Below are 19,454 nucleotides of genomic sequence, written 5' to 3' on the forward strand. Positions count from 1 at the left end.
TCTCGCCCGCAGCAAAAGCATCACAACATTCGATGCTTTTCGCCAAAATCGAGATTTTCATCGAATGTTGTGATGGTTTGGAAGTCCCGACCACCACAAAGGTACCTGTCCCCATTGTGGTGGTTCTGAACGATGTCTTATGCCGAGGCCTTGGCCTTGCGGCGCTTGCGGACCGCGTGGATCACGATGTCCAGCAGCAACAGCACAATGGCAACGACCACGATGAGCACGGCAAACTCGCGCTTGCCCCAGTGGCGGCCGGCCAGCGACTTTTGCTTGTCGACTTCCTTCTTGTTGTACTTGGTGCGCACGCAATGCACCAGCAGGCGATGGTCGTTCACGCCGTAGGGCGTGCAGGTGACGAGCGTCACCTTGTCGGCGCCGGGCTCGATGGTCAGCGACTCCATCTCCTCGGGCAGCACCACCTCGGAGTCCACCATCTTGTAGGCGAGCGTCTTGTTCATGGTGTGTAGCAGCACCAGGTCGCCGGGCTCCAGCGAGTGGATGTCGTCGAACATGCTCAGGTTGCGCATGCCCGAATGCGCGGTGAGCACGCAATGCGTCGAGGTGCCGCCCACCGGCAGGCTCGTGCCCTCCAAGTGGCCGACGCCCGCCATAAGGACTTCTTCGCTCGTGCCGTGGTAGATGGGCATGCTCACGTCGATGGAGGGGATCTCGACCCAGCTCATCATGGGGTCGCGGTCAAAGATGAGCTGCTGAGCGTAGGGCTCGATCTGGTCGGCCGGAAGCTCGGTGGCCTCGCCGGCAAGCTGCTCGTTATAGGAGCGCGCTTGGAGCAAGATGCGCTCGCGCTCCTCGGCAGACAGCGCGTCCACGGTGCTGGACACGGTGCTGATCTGGTTGAACACGCCCGAGGCCTCGAGCCGGTCCAAGATCCACGGCCAGGTCATAAGGCCCACGCCGATAAGGATGATGACGATGGTGATGAGCCGGTCGGCCCAGCGCGGCAGTCGCTTGCGGCGGCGCTTGGGCTTTGGTTGAGATTTGGGCTGAGGGCTTGAGCCGCCGTTGTCCGCGGCGTTATTGCTCTTCATATGTTTGGCGCCCTGCACCATCGCCGGTCACTCCTCTACAACTCAGGTTGTCTAAACAAATAATAGCCGAATTGCGAGCTCATACGCCGGACAACGCAGCTAGACTGCACCGTCCAGTCGAGGATAAGCCAGCATTTGAGTTTTCAAAATGTCCCAGATCGGCTGGGCGATTCGGGATACAATGTCAATAGAAAACGACGCATCCCGCGTAAATGTTTGGGAGCGCGGGCGGCCTAGTTTTCTGGTTTTGTTAAATGCCCGGGATCCGACCCCCGGGCATTCTTATTTGCGCTTGCGGCGCAAATGCCGTCCACCGTCCGCACCGCGCGTGCGCCTACGGACCTTAAACCGAACCTCATACGAGTCAAGAAACGCGATGACGAACGTACCCGCATCGGACGGTGGAGGCTGGCTGCGTTATCCCAAAAAACGGGGCAGAATCCAGTGCGGAGTCTGCCCCGAAAAGAAAATGACAAAGCAAGAACGTGGATGGACGAGAAAAGTGTCCGCAAGTCTCATGGCCATCACATCCCACCTGCCAAAGGGATGGGTGAGCGAGCGTTACTCCTGCTCGGACTCCTCAGCCTGCTTACGGCTGCGGATGAGATGAGCCACGCCGATGCACAGCACCGCGCCACCAGCGATCCAAGTGAACGTCACGCCGTTAAGGCCGGTGAGCGGGAGGCCGGAACCCTGCTTGTTTTTGACGATCAAGGCAGCAGTACCGTTGTCCGTGTTAGTCGTGTCAACCTCGACCAAATTGGAACCCCTGGTGCTCGTCTTGACCGTAATCTTGTTTTCTCCCTCTCCCTCTGCTTGGTTGAATCCAATGGCTTTGATGGTGAAGGTGAACTCGGGGATGGTGTTATAGCCGGCGAGCGTATGGGTCTCCTTGACGGTGTAGGTGCCGGCATCGAGGCCCTTGACGTTAATCTCGCCGGAGTCGGTGGTCGTGAACTCAGAAGCCTCAGTACCGAGGGAGCCATTCTCCTGGACATACATGTCCTTGGATGCAATATCGTCGGGATCAGTGGCACGGATGGTGAACTTTACGCCCTTAAGTATCTTATTCTCATCCGTCGCGTCCTTCTTGACGAGCTTGAGCGCATAGGTGTAGTCGCGCACGGTGTCGGGCACAGACTCACCCCGGGAATCGTGGCCAGGGTTGTTGGAGTAGATGAGCTTGACGGTGTTGGAGTTGCCCGTGCCACCGACAACGACATGCTGGGACTTATTCGGGTCGAGCTTGGCGCTGTACGTGACAACGACCCTTGTATGCTCGCCGACAGTGACGCCGGCCGCCGTGGCGGCAGCCTTAAGATCGTCAAACTTTACGCTCAAGACCGTTCTGCCATTTGAATCGGGATCAGACATGGTCACAGAAGTAGGCGTGATCTGAGTCTCACCAATCACGGCCTTGACAGTGGACTTATCAACAGTCAAACCGGCAGACAGCTCATCGTGGAACTCATAATAGTAGGTGTTGAACGTGTCGACATTGCTTGCAACCGTGCCGGTCAGCTTGTACTGAACGGTCTGACCCATCTGGGAGTCCGCCTTGTACTTCCAGTCGTTGTCCGCACCATCGTCCTTGACCTGCTTCGTCACGGTCGGGATGCTCGTCTTCTCGGTAACGACCACTGCGTTGCCGCCCACGACTGCAAAGATCGGCGAGGTACCGGTCTGCTTCTCATTCGCACTGAGCGAGTCGGTATCGGTCATGAACAGGTAGTAGCCAGCGCTCGTAGTGGTGAAAGCGCGACCGGCGGCAAAGGAATCGCCCGTAGCGGTAACACTCTTCTCTACAGCCAAGGCAATCTTGTTAAGGATGCTGCTCTGCGGCAGACTCGTGGTATCAGTGGTATCAGTGATCTTGGAAAGGTAGTCGGCAACGTCAGAAGCGGTCGAGTCTAAGGTAATCCCTGGGACATTATTATCAACAAGCACCTTCAGGACCGCAGTCTCTGCGTCATCACTCGGCCACTCAATGTTGGACGCAACCTTACCGGACTTTCCGTCAATAACGTCAGCCTTAAAAATCTGATACGCCTTGAACGAAGTGGAGTCATTGTCCACGGACTTGTTAATCGTGAGCGAATAGCTGGGGGCAGCACCCTCCGCAGCAAACGCCATCGTGACTGTCGCCATAACGCCGCCGAAGCTCAGGGCTGCGGTGAGGCCGGCGGTTACTGCCAGGCGTGCGATATTCTTGGTTGTTTTCATGTTGGGACCTCTTTCTTGGAGGTTGCTTTAATTCTCGTCATCACCAAAAGTCAGCAGGCTCATTTCCCTGCGCTCTAATCGCTACGGAGGCAGTACGCCATTGAGCAGGGGGGGGACAATTATTTATCATGGCGACCTCCTCCCCGCTTGATGACGAGCGCGACGACAATAGCCACTACTCCGATGACGGCCAAAGCCGTTACCAACACCAACGTTCTATCTCCCGTCGAGGGCATAAAGCCTCGACTCACTTCGTTACTTGGGGTGTTAAGCACCGACAACTCGACTAAACCCTTCCCGGCATCGGCGGCATCAACTCGCAGAGGGCTTTCGGCCGATACGGTCACCTTAGGCTTGGCGGCCGCCACCTGGTCGACGTCCAGGCCCTCAGCCTTGACCGTCACGGAGCGCGTGCCCTCAAAGGCGGTGTAGCCCTTGGGCGCCTTGAGCTCGCGGACCTCCAGCTTGCCCGAGTCCACGCCCGAGACGGTCACACGGCCGTCCTCGCCCGTGGTGACGGTGGCCTTGCCCTCCGCATCCCACGTGCCGTCGGCCGCCAGCGTGCGGCCGCGGTCGTCGGCGATGCTCAGGACCGCCCCGGCAAGCGGCTTGTCGCCGTCGCTGCCGCGCTTGGTGAGCGCGAGATCCCAAGTGTAGGCGCACGCATCGTCGCTCGGCGTGCGGGTGAAGCCGGCATCGCCGGACTGGTCGGCAAAGGGAGAGCGCGGGTAGCGCAGATAGACCTCGTTGGGGTTGCCCTTCGCGATGCCGCGGTTGCACGCGCTGTTGAGCGGCGCGTTGTACACGGCGACCACGCGGGCGCCCGCGGCGAAGGCGTCGGCCCCGCCGAGCGCGGCGATCAGGTCGCCGGTGCGCACGGTGAAGGTCCCGTCCGCCGCCACCTTGGTGGCGCACTGGGCCGTGATGTCGGTCCAGCCCTGCGCGGGCTCGGTGCCGGCGCGCCCGTCCTTACCGTTCGAGACGGCGTCGAAGGTGCCATCCGCGCCCGCCGCCACGTACACACGCATGCTCGCGGCCACCTTGGAGGGGTCGAGCCCCGCGCTCATGGTGTCGACGAACTGCACCGCGTAGGTGTCATAGGCGGAAAGGCCCGCGGGAACCGTGGCCGAGAGGCGCCAGTACAGGTCGTCGGCGACCGTGGCGTCGGCGGCCTTCTGCCATGCGGCGGTGTTGTCCTCCAGCACGTGCTTGGCGACCTTGGGCGTCGCGGCCTTGGGCTTGACGGTGACGGCGTTGCCGCCCACCAGCGCCATGATCGGCGCGGTGCCGGCCTCGCCCTGGGCGATGGCGTCGTCTCTGGCGACGATGAGCCAGTAGCCGCAGGGCAGCTCGGCCGCCGTGCCCGCGTTAAGGGCCACGGGCACGGCGCCAGAGCTCTGGAGGGAACGAGCGAGCTGTGCGCTCAGCGCGCTCGTAAGGTGGGAATCGGTGTTGAGCCACTCGGCAGCTTCCTGCGCGGTGGTCTGGGAATCGGGCATGCCGGCGCTGTGCAGCACAGGCAGGACAGCGTCGCGCGCGGCGTCGCTTGCCCAAGCGAGGTCGGTAAAGGTCTTGGCGTCGCCGTCGCCGTCGACGACGTTGGCGCTAAAGATCTGGTAGGCGTCGTAGTTGCTCGCCACGGCGCCGCTCACCGTGATGGAACCGGTCGAGGTCGGCGCGGCCTGCGCGGATGCGGGGAACACAACCGCGCAGATGCCGATCAGGAGGGCAAGCAGCGCAAACAAGATCGGGAAGGAGCAAACTTTCTTATTCACGACGCTCACCTCCCTTCGCATTCGCCTTGCGACGAATGTGCATCCAGGCCGCAGCAGCGCAAAGCACCGCCGCGCCGGCAAGGTACGTCAGAGTGACGCCCGACATACCAGAAAGGGGCAAAGAGGTGGAGTAGGTGTTGGTGAAGGTGGGAGTGGACTTGCCGGTGAGGTCGTGGGGCGTGTCAGTGGTCACTTCATTGCCATCACGATCCTGAATCTGCTTGTAGGTCGCAGTGACGTCGATATGGTGGTTAGAGTCGTCAGTCGCGTTAACCGTAATCTGATAGACCGACTTGTCGTACGTATAGTGCGAGAACAGCGAACCGTCGTCTTTCTCGCGCACGTAGTACGTGAAGGTCTTGGAAGCACCACGGCCAGTGGGGCCAGACGCGAGCTGGTCGAGTTGATCGAGTTTGTAATCAATCTTGTCGAAGCTCAGGGTCTGGGACTTGTCGCCGTCGGCAGTGGTGGACTTGCTGCTAACGATATCCGTAAAATCTGTGTCGGTCGCAAGCTGGAGCGTGAACTCCTTCATCTCGCCACCCTCAACGACCTTAGTCGCCATAGGCGTCCAGGAGCCCTTCGAGTCGTACGGAGTGAACTTGTTAGTGAAAGTCGTGGAGTCACCCTCACAGATAATTGGATAATAGTCTCCACTCTTCTGCACCTTGCTCCTCGCTTTTACGTTCTCCCACTTCCCAGACGACTCGCGGAATTCGTACTTGGTTACACCGACGTTTTTAATCGTGTAGTTATGGATGTAAAGATCCTTCAGTTGGCTTGAGTTTTCTTTACTCGGAACAGACATGAGCAAGGTCTTGGTATCTTCGGCCGTCACCACAATCTTATACACGCTGGAGTCGTACGTGATGCCAGAATCACCACCGGGATCTTCGACCAAGTAGTATGTGATTTCGTTACCCGCGCCACTCGATGCGAATTGTTCACCAAGGTCAAACGTAATGCTGCCTTCTGCATCATTTGCTGCTGTTCCAACCTCGGTGCAAACGTCGCGATTGAATGTCGTGCCAGCTGTCGTGCCAGCCAAAGGGTCGTCTGAATCCTTGCGATACACCGTAAAGGAGAACTCCCCATCATTGAGCTTGCGGCCTTCCAGCTTCTTGGTCGCCTTGAGCTTGAGGCTCGGATAGACATACGTGTCCTCAGGCGCGCCCATGTACAGGTCGCCGTTCGACATGATGCCGCCGCCATGGTTCCAGGAATAATTGCCCGTGATAAACGTCGCGCCCGCCTCTAGCGCAGCCTTTCGCGCATTGATCGCCTCGGGGTCTTGAGCCTTAACATTCGAACTCAGGCCGATGCTGTTATATACCTGCACGCCACCGTTAGCGGGGACAGTAATGGCTTTCTGAAGCTCTAAGCTTCCCCGATACTTAGCATCGCCGCCGCCAAGCATTTTGCCAATCACCGCCGCGATCGGAGTCGTATGACCCTCCGCCGCAAGGAAGAAGTCCGCGTGGCCGTTTTCGCGAAACACTTCGGCATTGTAGGCGTCGGAGTCCTGGTCCTTACCGTGACCACCGCCGGAAAGATGGGGGGTGCCGTTATTGCCTGTATTACTCACGGATTCGTAGTCGTTCGCGTTTTGCTCATTTCCGGCAGAAGTATTACCGAAAATCGCCGTGCCGTCGGTGCCTGTCACCAAAGTCTTACCCGTCGGGCAAACCGCAACGCCGCCACCGTAGCCACCGGCCTCATTGCTGCTTATATAGGAGTTATAGACAAATAGCCTACCAGCATTAGACGCGACCTTAGAATCGCCCTGGACGAAGATGCCGCCTCCACCCCAGTCAAAGCGAGACATGCAGTGGTTATTAGTGATATAGACTGGATTTGAATTTGACGTTCCTTTTATCATCGCGTCAACCATCTGGCCCACGCGAATGCCGGCACCCTCAGAGCGAAAACTCACGTTAGAGGCAATAGTTCCCCCCGTAATGTTGAGCCATGCCATTGTCTTGCGCGAGCTCGCCCCTTGGTGTTCGATGTCGGTCACATAGACGCCGCCGCCGGCTTCCTCAGAATAGTTGCCCGTGATCTGGCCGCCCGAAATGGTGACATGAGTACCGTTTTTAGCGGCAAGTCCAGCACCGCCATGATCGCCATTACCATCGTTACCACAGTAATTGGCATATTTATTGTTAGTAATGTAGCCACCAGAAACAGTAACGCTGCCGCCTTCGGCCATGATGCCGCCGCCGAAACCAACACCAGTAGCAAGCGTGCTGTTGCCGGAGATTACGCCATTAGTTATGTTGACCGTGGAGTCTTTAGCATACACACCACCGCCACTAGGAGCACTGTTGCCGGCAATTACGCCACCGGAAACCTCGAGGGTCGAATTACCGTGTATTTCAATTCCGCCGCCCGCACCCGAGCCAGAAGCTCCACACACATAGCCGCCGCGCATGTTGACGGTAGAGCCGTTCTCGGCATAGACCAAGCTGCTAACGCTGCCGCCTTGTTTTTGCGTGATCACGCCGCTCACAAGGTTAAACGTGCCGCCCTTGCCGTTGTTGTTATATAGATTGATGAGCTTTAGATTTGCGTTGCCGCCGCACGCCACGATGGCGCCTTTAATCTCAACGTCATGTTTGACAAGTGTCTCGGTTGTGCCTGTTCCGCTCGGGGACGATTCGGTCACGTAGTAGGTAAGATTAGATGGAATGTTATCGTTATCGTAAGTCAGTTCGGCATTCTTGCCATAATTGGCGGCATTCTTGTCATAATTATCGGCATTCAGGCTCTGCCCCTGATCAGCTAGCTGCTGGCCCTCGCTGACCGTCTCACCCACCTGTGCAGAATCCCTAATTGTAAGTGACGCACCACCGGCAACATTGAATAACGGCTTGTCGGCGCTCGAGTGCTTAATCTTATGACCACTTAGGTCAAGGGTGATATTGCTGCCGCCTTTGTTAAGTGTGATTTCACCAGGAAAGTCAATATCAGCCGCAAGCGTAAAGCTGGCGGTTTGATTTTCCTCAACGCCTAGAAGCTTTCCCTGCAAGTCACCGGCATTCTTGATGTCCGTGGCTGTCTCTTCGCTCGCCACAGCCTCCTCGGCTGACGAACCAGCGCCATCGTCGATCGCTTCATTTTCTTCTGCCTGCGACTCGTCCTTGGGCTGCTCCTCCTGCTGGATTTCGTCGTCGCCCGCAGCATCGTCACTATTCTGGTTTTCGGTATCCCCGTTGTTGGTGTTGCCTACATCAGTAGACTCACTTGAGGAACCCCCCCCCATCACAGTTTCCTCGGTAGAAACCGTCTGGGCATCGTTGGCAATGGCCTGCGAGATCGGAGGCATGACGAGCGACAGTACCAGGCTCAAAACGGAGGCTCCGCACAAAACGCCTGCCAGCACACGGCGCGTCGCTTTATTACTCTGCTTAGATTTATCCGAATTCGCTTTCATCGATGTCTCCTCCCCAAGAGACCGCGATCTTGCTCTTTCACCATCAAACTTGGGCGCGCAACCTATAATTGCTCGCGCTCGATATGCATATTATTACTCTTTGTTTAAACAACGCAAGCCTAACAATGTCAGTTTTGCTTTACGTTGCCTTAACTTCTTGACAATTATTCAAACTATGCATTGTTTTTCGAGGGTTAAATTTCGGAAAGACGCTGGTAAACTCGTTAGCAAATCTAGATAAATGACACTTTATCATTGTTTGTACAACACTTTGTTTTAACCCGCTCAATCTGTGAACGGTCAAAATTGCGCCGTGAATGGCAGTATATCTACCTGGAAATATTAGTTATGAGCTAATTGGTCAATTACTGCACAACTAGCGTGTGCCGATATGTTCATACATCGACACTTGAATGGCATCGCATGTTACCGGCCGCAAATCTCCTCGCTACAAAAAAGCGTCCCAACAATCGACTGTTGGGACGCTTGGAAAACCACCACAAAGGCGCTCTGCCCTCTTTGTGGCTGCCCCCCCGGCGCTACAGCAGATGTTCCTCGATAAAGATCGCGATGCCGTCCTCGTCGTTGCTCGCGGTTACAAAGTCCGCGGCGGTACGGGTGGCGTCGCTGCCGTTTGCCATAGCCACGCCCACGCCGGCGTCGGCCACCATGCAGGTGTCGTTGTCCGCATCGCCAAACACGCAGATGTCCTGGAGCTCCATATCGTTGAGCTCCGCCACGCGCCCAAGGCCGCGCGTCTTGGACACGCGCGGATCCATGAACTCGTAGAGCCGCTGCGTGGTCTGCAGGGCCGCCGCCTTAACAGTGTTATCTGCAAACGTCGACGCCCGTTCAATCACCCGCGGCATCACCTCGGGCGCCATGGTAAACATCACCTTGGGCTGCGGCTCGCGCAAGAACTCGGCAAAATCGACCACCTGGTAGGGCACGCCGTCGACGCGCGACAGGTGCTCGACGCACGCGTTGCTCTCGGGCACGTAGAACACGCCGTCTCGGGGGCAGACGGGTGTTGCCGGAAGGTCCGCCATGTGCTTGCAGATGCGCGCGATGGTCTCGCCCGGCAGCGGATAGCTCAGCTCGTTGATGTCGTGCGCGCGGTCGATGACCTCGGCGCCACCGCAGCCCACCAGCACGTCCACCAGGCCTTCGATGCCCCAGAGCTCGTACATGGCCTCGGTCGCGTGGGCGTCGCGCCCGGTGCACAGGCCAAAGAGCACGCCGCGCTCGCGCAGGGCGCGGATCGCCGCCACGGTGCGCGGGGACACCGTGTGCTGGCTCGTGAGCAGCGTACCGTCGATATCGCAGAACACGGCTTTGATGTGGCTGAAGGTGGTGTCCATGGGAGCCTTTCTGAGTTGTGCGGCGGTGCTGGATGAGGTCAGAAATGGTGTACATGGTATACCAAGGCGCAGGCGCGGCCTGTCAAAGCAAAAACCACCACAAAGGCGCCTGGCCCCTTTGTGGTGATCGCGGCGTCTACGGGCCAAACCATCACAACATTCGACGTTTTTCGGCAGAATCGCGATTTTTACCGAATGTTGTGATGGTTTCTTACTGCTTTACGGCACGTTCCAAGTGATTGCGTCCAAACAGCAGCAGTGCCGCGGGAACCGCCGTCACGACCATGCCTGCCCCCACGAGTGTCCGTTGTACGCCAAATGTTGCCGCCAGCCACGGGGCAATCGCCAGAGGGGCCACACCAGCGAACATATTGCCAAAGCCCATGACCGAATTGACGCGACCAAGCTGCTCGAGCGGAGCCGTCGTCTGCACAATGGTGTTGTGGAGCGGGTTGACGACACCCCAAGCTATACCCAGGGCGATCTGGCCGACAAGGGCCACGCCCACGTACGGTGTCCCCACATAGAGCAGACTTCCCAGGCCCACGGACATAAGCGCCACGAGCAGCGTTTTAAGGTTGACCAGGTGCGGCGGCAAGCGGAGCGCGAGCACGGCACCCAGCACCGCGCCGACACCGCAGGCAGACGAGAGCCAGCCCATCCACTCAACGCCAACGTGCAGAACATCGCGATAGAAAAACGACTCGAGCGGATCGAAGGCACCGTAGCCAAAGTTCGAAAGAAAAATGATGCAGAAAAGTAGCGCGAGGACGCTGTTGGTGAAGACCGTCTTGATGCTGGCTGCGAAGGTGGCGCGGGCGGGCGTGCTAGGGTTGGAGCTTCGTCCCGCACGCTCCCCTTCCTCTGTCGAATCGGTATCCGCATGCCCGACGATATGGCTGGTCTGCGGCCTAAAGCCCCAACCGACGACGAACGCCAGCACGGTAAAGAGCATCATAAGCACGAACACCGCGCGCGACGACGCAGCCGCCGCGACAAAGCCGCCCAGCGTGGGGCCAACGATGATACTCACGTTTGAAAACATGGCGATGGCGGAGTTGATGTCTTTGAGCTCGACAGGATCGTCGGTGAGGTAGGCCGGATAGGACGTGGCGATGGGCTGGGCGAATCCCATCGTAAAGCCCAGAAACACCGCGCCGAGCAGGACGACGCCGGTCGCGCTACCAAAGGCGATGATTGCCGCGCCAGTTGCAAGAGCGCCGATGATGCTCAGCAAGAAATGGCGGCGCGGACCCCAGGCGTCGAACGCCGCGCCGCCCGCAAAGGACCCCAGGATCACAAATACATTCATAAACAGGACGGCCAGCGATGTCGCCACGACTGAGGCATCGTCTGCATAGGTGAGCGTTCCGATGACGCCGATAAAGTAGCTGGTCTGAAAACCGGTGTAGATGAGGAAGCGCATTGCCACCAGGCGCTTGGCCTGCACGGACAGCGACGATTGAGGCTTTGAGAAAAGAGATGCGAGCATGGAGACTCCTTGTTTCATACGAATACGGGCGGTGGGCATTCGCCACCGTCTGTCAAATCAATCTATCCGCATGAAACGTTAAGGACACATCAAGCCCCTTTTCTCCGTTTTTCGCCCGTCATGAACTACTTGGTAGATTGTAAGGCATGTCCCACACATCTACCAAAGCAAAAACCACCACAAAGGTGCCTGGCCCCTTTGTGGTGGAAATGACGTTTGCCCAGATAAAACCTGCCAAAATAAACCTGTCCCTTTTTGGCATGTTATGGCAGCGCAGCGAGCCGGTTCCAAGTGCCCCAGGTCGCCCCGAAAGAGGAGCGACGCGTACTTTGGTACGCGAGCGACGGCTTGAGGGGCGAGATGGAGTGCTTGGGGCCGGCGCAGCGTCAAGCCTTAAAGGTGGTCTTGGATAAGATCGCAGATGGCTCGGGCGTCGTTGATGTTGATGGCTCGGGTCGCAAAGCCGGCGTCGAAGGCCTGACGTGCCAGGGCTTCGTTGCAGGCAAGGGCTAGCGTGTGACCGTCGACCAGGTCGAGCGAGCTCTTGCCGCGCAGACGGTCGACACCGGAGCGCGCGACGACGATGTTGTCGAAGCCCTCGGTCTTGTAGCCCTCGATGATCACCACGTCGACATCGTTGTAGCGTGACAGCAGCTCGCGCGCGGGCATCTCGTCCTCCTCGCGCGTGTCGGCGTACTCCGCCCAGCGCGTGGCGCAGATGAGGCCCACGTGCTTGGATCCGGCCTGGTGATGGCGCCAGGTGTCCTTAGCGGGCACGTCGATATCAAAGCCGTGGTGCCCGTGATGCTTGAGCGAACCCACGCGCAGGCCGCGGCGGGTGAGCTCGGCAATGACCTTCTCGACGAGCGTGGTCTTGCCCGAGTTTTGGTAGCCGATAAACGCGATCGCGGGGACGGCCGGGGTCAGGGCCGCAGGCGCGACGGCGACGGGTGCGCTCGCGATCGCGGCACCGTCAGCGGCCACGGCCTCAGCAGCAGCGGCCTGACGCTCTGAACGATCCCACACGCCCGAGCGGCCACCTTCCTTGTGCAACAGGCGCACGTCGACAATCTCCATGCCGCGATCGACGGCCTTGCACATGTCATAGATGGTCAGGCACGCGGCGCTCGCGCCGGTCAGGGCCTCCATCTCAATACCGGTCTTGCCCGTCACGCCGGCTGTGACCAGCACATGAAAGCCGACCTGCCCGTCCGCGCGCGACGGCGCCCAGCCCTCGGGCACGTCCTCGACGGGCGTCCCCGCCGGCGCGATGGGCGCAATGTCGCACTTACTCTTGGTAATGAGCAACGGATGGCACATGGGGATGATGTCGCTCGTGCGCTTGATGGCCATGATGCCCGCCACGCGCGCGCAGGCAAGCACGTCGCCCTTTTTGGCGCGGTCCTGCAGCACCATGGCTTGCGTCTCGGGATGCATGAGGATGGTGCCCTCGGCGATGGCGATACGATGGGTCTCGGCCTTGTCGGACACGTCGACCATGCGTACCTCGCCCTTGGCGTCCACGTGCGTCAGCTCGTCGCGACGGGCATCACGGGTGGGCTCGGCTGCAGCGCTGGAAGTCGGCTGTGCGGCAGTGACAGCATCGCCAGCCGCAGCCGTGACTTTGCGGGCAGACATCGCGGCCCTGCGAGCGGCCTTGGTGGCATCGGCGTACCTGCTCTTGGCCATATGATCATCCTCCGATTTGGGACATAAATCGTTGCGTGCCCTCAATTATCGCGTGTTCCTGCGGTTTGTGGGCGACGGCATCGCGCCAAATCGAAAGTACCTGCATATCATCACCACGGCGCAGGGCGTCGCGCACCGAATACTCGGCATCGCTGAACAGGCACGGACGCACGTTGCCATCGGCCGTCAGGCGCAGACGGTTGCAATTCGCACAAAAATGTTTAGACATGGCGCTAATAAAGCCGACCGTTCCCACCGCGCCCGGAAAGTGCCAATAGCGCGCAGGGCCCGCACCGGCAGGAGCGTCGTTGATGTCGAGCGGCTCGAGCTCGCCCAGACCCACCGCGGCGGCCCCGGCATTGATGCGCGCCCGCAGCTCGTCGCTCGGCACGGTATCGCTCGCATCCCACAGCGCCGGATTGAGCGCGGGCGCATGCGGGTCCACAGCGCAATGCGAGCTCGTGTGCTCGTCGCCAATAGGCATGTATTCGATAAAGCGCAGGTGAATGGGACGGTCGATAGTCAGACGCGCGAGAGCCGCCACATCCTGGTTGAGTCGGCGCACCACAACGCAGTTGACCTTAACGGGCTCAAAGCCCCAAGCCAGCGCCGCGTCGATGCCAGCCACGGTCTGCTCGAGTCGACCCAGGCGCGTGATCTTTCCAAAAAGCGTAGGGTCGAGCGTGTCGAGCGAGATGTTGACGCGGTTAAGCCCCGCGTCTTTGAGCTGCGGCGCCAGCTTGGGCAGCAAGGCGCCGTTGGTGGTAAGCGAGATGTCCTCGATCTGCGGGATCGCGCGGATGTCGCGAATAAGCGGGATGATACGGCGGCTGACCAGCGGCTCGCCGCCCGTCAGGCGCACGCGGCGAATGCCCTCCCCCGCCACCAAGCGCACAAAGCGGGCAATCTCCTCGGCGCTGAGAAGCTCATCGTGTGCGCGGGGTGCCACGCCATCGGCCGGCATGCAGTAAATGCAACGGAAATTGCACTTGTCGGTAACGGCAATGCGCAGGTAGTTGATATCGCGGCCAAAGCCGTCATGTTGCACGTGCCCGTCCACGCAGCCCTCCCCTCACGCGGCGTTTTATTCTTCGGAAAACATAATACCCCACGGGAGAATCCTGCCGACACCCGTACGACAGGACAGGTCGCTTCGAGCAAGACCGGCTTCCCAAGCCCATCCTCAGCACGCAAACCATCACAACATTCGATGCTTTTCCCGATTTTGGCAAAAAACGTCGAATGTTGTGATGGTACGCCTACCCGCAGCGCCCCGCAGAAGGACCAAAGCGCCCCTAAAGACCGCTGTCCCAGTGCCGAATCACGAATTCTCGCAGGTCGTTCTGCCGCTTTTGGAACGCTTCGCTTCGGTCGCACTTAAGGCCTATCGCGAGTGCGATGGCGTTCATCGCCCGGTGCAATTGCAGCTGATGGGCAAACTGAGTCCCGGTGAGAACGATCATCCTAAAGCCCAGCGCGCTCAGCACGGTCATGCGCTCCGCATCCGACGCGCTGCGCTGTTTATCAAGATGGTCCGAACCGTTGTATTCAATCCCCGTACCGCTCGCAGGCGCATATACGTCGATCTCGAAAAACCCGGCCTTTGCGAGATACTTGAACTCGTTGGGAACATCGACCCGATGGTTGAGCTCAACCTTGACGTATCCTAGCCCGCCCTGGGAACGTTTTGCTACGACCATGATTGTGGTAGCCGTCTCCATGGGCGATCGCGCGCCATCGTGCACGCGCTTGAGCACGGCGGCCGCGCGTATGGCCCCCTGACGAGATCGGTTCTCATTGCAATAGGCAATCAAGTCGGCAACGGTATACCTCTGCCCCATCTCGATATAATCGCCTGTCGACAGATGATTCAGATGGTATCGGGCACAGATTTCGTAGCCATATTCCAACTGCTCGGGCTCGCTCATCCACGAACCCGCCTGGACAAAGCACATGACCTCATCAACCACCAGAAGGCCCTCTGCCACCTCGATAAGATGCCCTGGAGGTACCGGCGCCCCAAACACATGGCACCTAAATCCAGCCGGCGTCGAGCGCTCAAAATCGAAGTTGACGAGCGTATCGATATGATTGAGCTCTTCTCGTGGAATACCAAGCGAAACCAGATAGTCAGTAGCGATCCCAACTGCCGTCGAAGCCCTCAGCCCCTTGGCATCGAGTCCCAATTTGGGCAGGCTCGCGGTCGGCTCCGCCTCGTTAGCAAGCGAGTCCTCATCGTATAGACTGCTTGCTCGCGAGAGCGGCTCGGACGGGCGCGCCACGTTGTGGTACAGCCAGGCAGTCTTATGGGACAGGACGATCGGCAGGTCCATGAGCCCTCCAATGGAGTCGGATAACCAACCTTATTCCCCTGCCCACGGGTCCGCACACCTTCGTGCGCAAGAAAGCGATTCCACCCGGTCGAGTGGTAGAAAAACCATCACAACATTCGATGCTTTTCCCGTTTTTGGCAAAAAACGTCGAATGTTGTGATGGTTTGAGGCGAGGTGAGGGGCACGAAGAGGTCAAAGCATTGTGCTCGGAGCGTGACTTTTTCACCCCGATGCCAGCACAAACCTTGACTCTACAATCGTTGTAGGGTTTTCACTACACTGGTACGTAAACAAACCCAGCCAGAAAGCCCCGCCCATGGAACACGACCTCACACGCGGCAATGTCCTCAAGACCATCGCGGTCTTTGCCCTGCCCTATATGCTCTCGTACTTTTTGCAGATGCTCTACGGCATGGCCGATCTGTACATGATGGGGCAGTTTAGCGGCGCTGCCGGCATCACCGCCGTGGGCAATGGCGCGCAGACGCTCTATATCATTACCGTGGCGCTTGTGGGCCTGGCCATGGGAACGACGGTCATCGTCGGCCACGCCGTGGGTTCGCGCCGCTTTGACCGCGCCGAGGCTGCCATCGGCAACACCATCACGCTCTTTATGGGCGTCTCGGTGGTGCTGGCCGCTGTCCTGCTCGCACTGTGCCCGCAGATCGTGGCACTCATTGGCACGCCAGTCGAAGCGGTCGAAGGCACTGCCGCCTACCTGCGCATCTGCTTTGTCGGCATTCCGTTTATCGCCGCATACAACATCCTCTCGGCCATCTTTCGCGGCCTGGGCGATTCGCGCTCGCCCATGTACGTGATCGGCGTGGCATGCATCATCAACATCGCACTCGATTTTCTGTTTATCGGCCACATGGGACTCGGTCCCGTAGGCGCGGCACTCGGCACGGTAACCGCCCAGACGGCAAGCGTTGCCCTTGCGCTCGTGTGGCTCAAGAGCCGCCGCACGAACATTCACGTTAAGCGCAGCGACCTGCGTCCCCAGCCCGAGGTGCTCGGCAGCATTCTTAAGATCGGCGTGCCCGTGGCCGTACAGGACGGCTGCATCCAGGTGGCGTTTATGTTTATCACCGTCATCGCCAACCACCGAGGGCTCGTCGACGCCGCCGCCGTGGGCCTGGTCGAGAAGATGATCAGCTTTTTATTCATTGTGCCGAGTTCCATGGGCGCCACCGTCAGCGCACTCACGGCGCAAAACGCCGGCGCGGGCAAGGGCGACCGCGCGCGTCAGGTGCTCAAGGACGCCATGACGATCTCGGTAGTGTACGGCTGCCTGATCACGGTGCTGATGTGGCTGGTGGCGCCGGCGTTTATCGGCTTTTTTGCCAAGGACGCTGCAGTAGTCGCCGCCGGCACCGGCTATATGCGCAGCTACATTTTCGACGCGATTTTTGCCGGCATCCACATTTGCTTTAGCGGCTTTTTCGCTGCATACGGCAAGAGCTACATCGGCTTTGCGCACAACGTGCTGGCGGTGGCGCTCATTCGCGTGCCGGGCGCGTGGCTGCTGTCGAACGCCTATTCCGATACGTTGTTTCCCATGGGCATCGCTTCGCCGTGCGGGTCCATTCTGTCGGCGGTCATTTGCGTGATTGCATTTACCGTACTCAACCGCCGCGGGGCTTTTGACAAGTTGGTGGCGTAGCGGGGCAACGCGAGATTGCCCTGATCGATGACATCATCAGCGACGACCCGGCAACCTACGTGACGCAGATCACGGTGCCGGTTGCCCCAGCAAAGTAAGAACCGCCCGGAAGGCATCGTGCTTCCGGGCGGTTCTTCAATTTGGTTATCGACGCCTTAAGCCTCCGGCACCTGACCAGTCGCCAGGATCTGCTCGAGGGCGTCCTCGTCCAGCACGGGTACGCCCAGCTGCTCGGCTTTGGTGAGCTTGGAGCCCGCTTTGGGGCCGGCAACCAGATAGCTCGTCTTCTTGGACACGCTGCCCGAGACCTTGGCGCCGAGCACCTTGAGCGCCGCGCCTGCCTCGTCGCGGGTGCGGTTGACGAGCGTGCCGGTGAGCACGAAGGTCAGACCCGCGAGCGGTTGTGCATCGGCGAGCTCGCCCGCCACGCCCGCGTCGGCTGCGGCTTGTGCATGCGCGGCGCCCAAGTCGACCTCGAGCGACAGACCCGCCTGGCGCAAACGCTCCAGCACGGCAAGGTTTTCGGGCACGGCCAGGAACTGCTTGACGCTCGCCGCAATCTTGGGACCGATGCCCTCGCACTCGGCGATGTCCTCTTCACTCGCCAAGATGAGCTTATCAATCGACAGGAATCGCTCGGCGATGACCTCGCCCACGCTCTTGCCCACGTGGCGGATGCCCAGGGCAAACAGCACGCGACCGAGCGGCTGGCTCTTGGACTTGTTGAGCTCGGCGATGATTTTCTCGGCCGTCTTGAGGCCCACCGGGATGGGGTCGCCCTTCTTGACGCCCTTTTTGCTGTTGGAGCTAGCGTACACGCGCCCTGTGTCCAGGCCTGCGATGTCGTCGACCGTGAGCTGGTAGAAGTCCGCGACATCGTGGATCAGGCCGGCAGCGATCATCTTGTCGACGATCTCGTCGCCCAGGCCGTCGACGTCCATGCAGCCGCGGCTTACCCAGTGAAGCAGGCGCTCCTTGAGCTGTGCGGGACAGTCGATGGACACGCAGCGGTAGGCAACCTCGCCATCCTCGTGGACCACGGGGCTACCGCACACGGGGCAGACCTCGGGCATGTGCCAGTCGACCGAATCGGCCGGGCGTTTATCGAGCACCGGACCTACGACCTCGGGAATCACGTCGCCCGCCTTGTGCACGATGATAGTGTCGCCCTCGCGCACGTTTTTGCGACGGATCTCGTCGATGTTGTGCAGCGTGGCGCGCGCGATGGTGGAGCCGGCAACCGTCACCGGGTCGAACTCGGCGACCGGTGTGAGCACACCGGTGCGGCCCACCTGGATGCGAATCTCGCGCAGGACGGTCTGCTTTTCCTCGGGCGGGAACTTAAAGGCGATGGCCCAGCGCGGTGCGCGGGCGGTAAAGCCCAGGTCGAGCTGCTGCTGGAAGCTGTCGACCTTTACGACCACGCCGTCGATGTCGTAGTCCAGGTCACCGCGGTGTTCGAGCGCCTGGGCACAGAACTCGTGGACCTCGGCGGGTGTGGCACAGCGAGCCACGTTAGGGTTGACGCTAAAGCCGGCGCTACGCAGCCAATCGAGGAACTCGCGCTGGCTGTGGACGTGCAGCGGATCGGTATCGGCGATGGCATAGATAAAGGTAGCGAGATCGCGGCGCGCCGTGACCTTGGGGTCCTTTTGGCGCAGGCTGCCGGCGGCAGCGTTGCGCGGGTTGGCGAAGGGGTCGCGCCCCTCGGCATCGGCCTCGTCGTTCAGGCGCACAAAGCTGCCCTTGGGCATATAGACCTCGCCACGGACCTCGATGGTGCGCTCGCGGTCGGCGCCCATGTGGGCGAGCGCCGGCTCGGACAGGTGCATGGGCACATCCTTGATGGTACGGACGTTGAGCGACACGTCCTCGCCCGTGGTGCCATCGCCGCGTGTGGCTGCGCGTACGAAGGTGCCGTTTTGGTAGGTAAGCGCCACGCCCAGGCCGTCGATCTTAAGCTCGCAGGTATAGGTGACGCTGCCGGCACCGAGCGCATCCTCGGTGCGCTGGAGCCACGCGTCGAGTTCGTCCAGATCCATGGCATCGTCCATGGAATACATGCGCGCCATATGCGTGACCGGCGTAAACTGCTCGCTCACGTACCCGCCCACGCGCTGGGTATAGCTGTCGGGCGTCACCAGGTCGGGGTAGGTGGCCTCAATTTCCTGCAGCTCAACGAGCATCTTGTCAAAGGCGGCGTCCGTGATCTCGGGCGCATCGAGCATGTAGTAGCGATAGGCGTGGTAATCGAGCTCGTGGCGCAGCTCGGCCGCACGCGCTGCCGCCTGGGCACGGGCATCGGCCGGTACGGCGGTATCCGTGCTCGCGGGCGTTTCGGTATCGATGTCCACGCCGTCACCAAACAGGCTCGATTGCTCCATAGCGGCACTCCTTCGCTCGATTTCAAACGGATACTAGAGTACCACC

At 59.8% G+C, this 19,454-nt stretch carries 11 protein-coding genes; 1 reads left to right on the plus strand and 10 read right to left on the minus strand.

Annotation, left to right across the window (positions count from 1 at the left end; translation table 11 throughout):
• Positions 1-137: 137 nt before the first annotated feature.
• The 9 genes from DW850_RS04730 to DW850_RS04770 all read right to left on the minus strand — a co-directional run bounded on the left by DW850_RS04730 (position 138) and on the right by DW850_RS04770 (position 15,361).
• Positions 138-1,055, minus strand: coding sequence for a class C sortase (locus DW850_RS04730; RefSeq protein WP_158565222.1), 918 nt, complete (start codon positions 1,053-1,055; stop codon positions 138-140).
• 561 nt (positions 1,056-1,616) lie between these two features.
• Entirely contained in the window at positions 1,617-3,278 is a 1,662-nt protein-coding gene (locus DW850_RS04735; protein WP_117583348.1) for an isopeptide-forming domain-containing fimbrial protein, read from the minus strand.
• Between the two features lie 119 nt (positions 3,279-3,397).
• Positions 3,398-5,053 carry a SpaA isopeptide-forming pilin-related protein gene (locus DW850_RS04740; protein ID WP_158556485.1) on the minus strand — a complete coding sequence of 552 codons (1,656 nt, stop codon included), beginning with the start codon at positions 5,051-5,053 and terminating at the stop codon, positions 3,398-3,400.
• A complete protein-coding gene (locus DW850_RS04745) occupies positions 5,046-8,486 on the minus strand; it encodes a Spy0128 family protein (RefSeq protein WP_117717025.1) in 3,441 nt (1,146 codons plus the stop codon). The genes DW850_RS04740 and DW850_RS04745 overlap by 8 nt, the downstream gene beginning before the upstream one ends.
• 539 nt (positions 8,487-9,025) lie before the next feature.
• On the minus strand, positions 9,026-9,847 hold the full coding sequence (locus DW850_RS04750) for an HAD family hydrolase (protein WP_117583352.1): 822 nt from the start codon (positions 9,845-9,847) through the stop codon (positions 9,026-9,028).
• Positions 9,848-10,058: 211 nt separating this feature from the next.
• Positions 10,059-11,339 (minus strand): MFS transporter, encoded by a 1,281-nt coding sequence (locus DW850_RS04755; protein WP_158556486.1) that lies wholly within the window; start codon positions 11,337-11,339, stop codon positions 10,059-10,061.
• A gap of 393 nt (positions 11,340-11,732) precedes the next feature.
• Positions 11,733-13,028: a molybdopterin-guanine dinucleotide biosynthesis protein B gene (gene mobB, locus DW850_RS10505; RefSeq protein WP_117583354.1), complete on the minus strand. Its 1,296-nt coding sequence runs from the start codon at positions 13,026-13,028 to the stop codon at positions 11,733-11,735.
• A 4-nt stretch (positions 13,029-13,032) separates the two neighbouring features.
• Positions 13,033-14,088 carry a GTP 3',8-cyclase MoaA gene (gene moaA / locus DW850_RS04765; RefSeq protein ID WP_233540618.1) on the minus strand — a complete coding sequence of 352 codons (1,056 nt, stop codon included), beginning with the start codon at positions 14,086-14,088 and terminating at the stop codon, positions 13,033-13,035.
• Positions 14,089-14,323: 235 nt separating this feature from the next.
• Positions 14,324-15,361, minus strand: coding sequence for a hypothetical protein (locus DW850_RS04770; protein WP_117583355.1), 1,038 nt, complete (start codon positions 15,359-15,361; stop codon positions 14,324-14,326).
• Positions 15,362-15,677: 316 nt separating this feature from the next.
• Between DW850_RS04770 and DW850_RS04775 the strand changes: the two genes are divergently transcribed.
• Positions 15,678-17,024 (plus strand): MATE family efflux transporter, encoded by a 1,347-nt coding sequence (locus tag DW850_RS04775; RefSeq protein ID WP_117583356.1) that lies wholly within the window; start codon positions 15,678-15,680, stop codon positions 17,022-17,024.
• 155 nt (positions 17,025-17,179) lie between these two features.
• On the opposite strand, the gene ligA is transcribed toward DW850_RS04775, so the two are convergent.
• Positions 17,180-19,408 (minus strand): NAD-dependent DNA ligase LigA, encoded by a 2,229-nt coding sequence (gene ligA / locus DW850_RS04780; protein WP_117583357.1) that lies wholly within the window; start codon positions 19,406-19,408, stop codon positions 17,180-17,182.
• Between the last annotated feature and the right edge of the window lie 46 nt (positions 19,409-19,454).

Origin of the sequence: Collinsella sp. AM36-4AA, from assembly GCF_003467795.1 — a bacterium.
In the GTDB taxonomy this organism is placed as follows: Bacteria; Actinomycetota; Coriobacteriia; order Coriobacteriales; family Coriobacteriaceae; genus Collinsella.

Bases quoted from the DNA above. Each gene is read 5' to 3' on its own strand.
- DW850_RS04730 (WP_158565222.1), bottom strand. From the start codon at position 1,055: ATGAAGAGCAATAACGCCGCGGACAACGGCGGCTCAAGCCCTCAGCCC.
- DW850_RS04735 (WP_117583348.1), bottom strand. From the start codon at position 3,278: ATGAAAACAACCAAGAATATCGCACGCCTGGCAGTAACCGCCGGCCTC.
- DW850_RS04745 (WP_117717025.1), bottom strand. From the start codon at position 8,486: ATGAAAGCGAATTCGGATAAATCTAAGCAGAGTAATAAAGCGACGCGC.
- DW850_RS04750 (WP_117583352.1), bottom strand. From the start codon at position 9,847: ATGGACACCACCTTCAGCCACATCAAAGCCGTGTTCTGCGATATCGAC.
- DW850_RS04755 (WP_158556486.1), bottom strand. From the start codon at position 11,339: ATGCTCGCATCTCTTTTCTCAAAGCCTCAATCGTCGCTGTCCGTGCAG.
- mobB (WP_117583354.1), bottom strand. From the start codon at position 13,028: ATGGCCAAGAGCAGGTACGCCGATGCCACCAAGGCCGCTCGCAGGGCC.
- DW850_RS04770 (WP_117583355.1), bottom strand. From the start codon at position 15,361: ATGGACCTGCCGATCGTCCTGTCCCATAAGACTGCCTGGCTGTACCAC.
- DW850_RS04775 (WP_117583356.1), top strand. From the start codon at position 15,678: ATGGAACACGACCTCACACGCGGCAATGTCCTCAAGACCATCGCGGTC.
- ligA (WP_117583357.1), bottom strand. From the start codon at position 19,408: ATGGAGCAATCGAGCCTGTTTGGTGACGGCGTGGACATCGATACCGAA.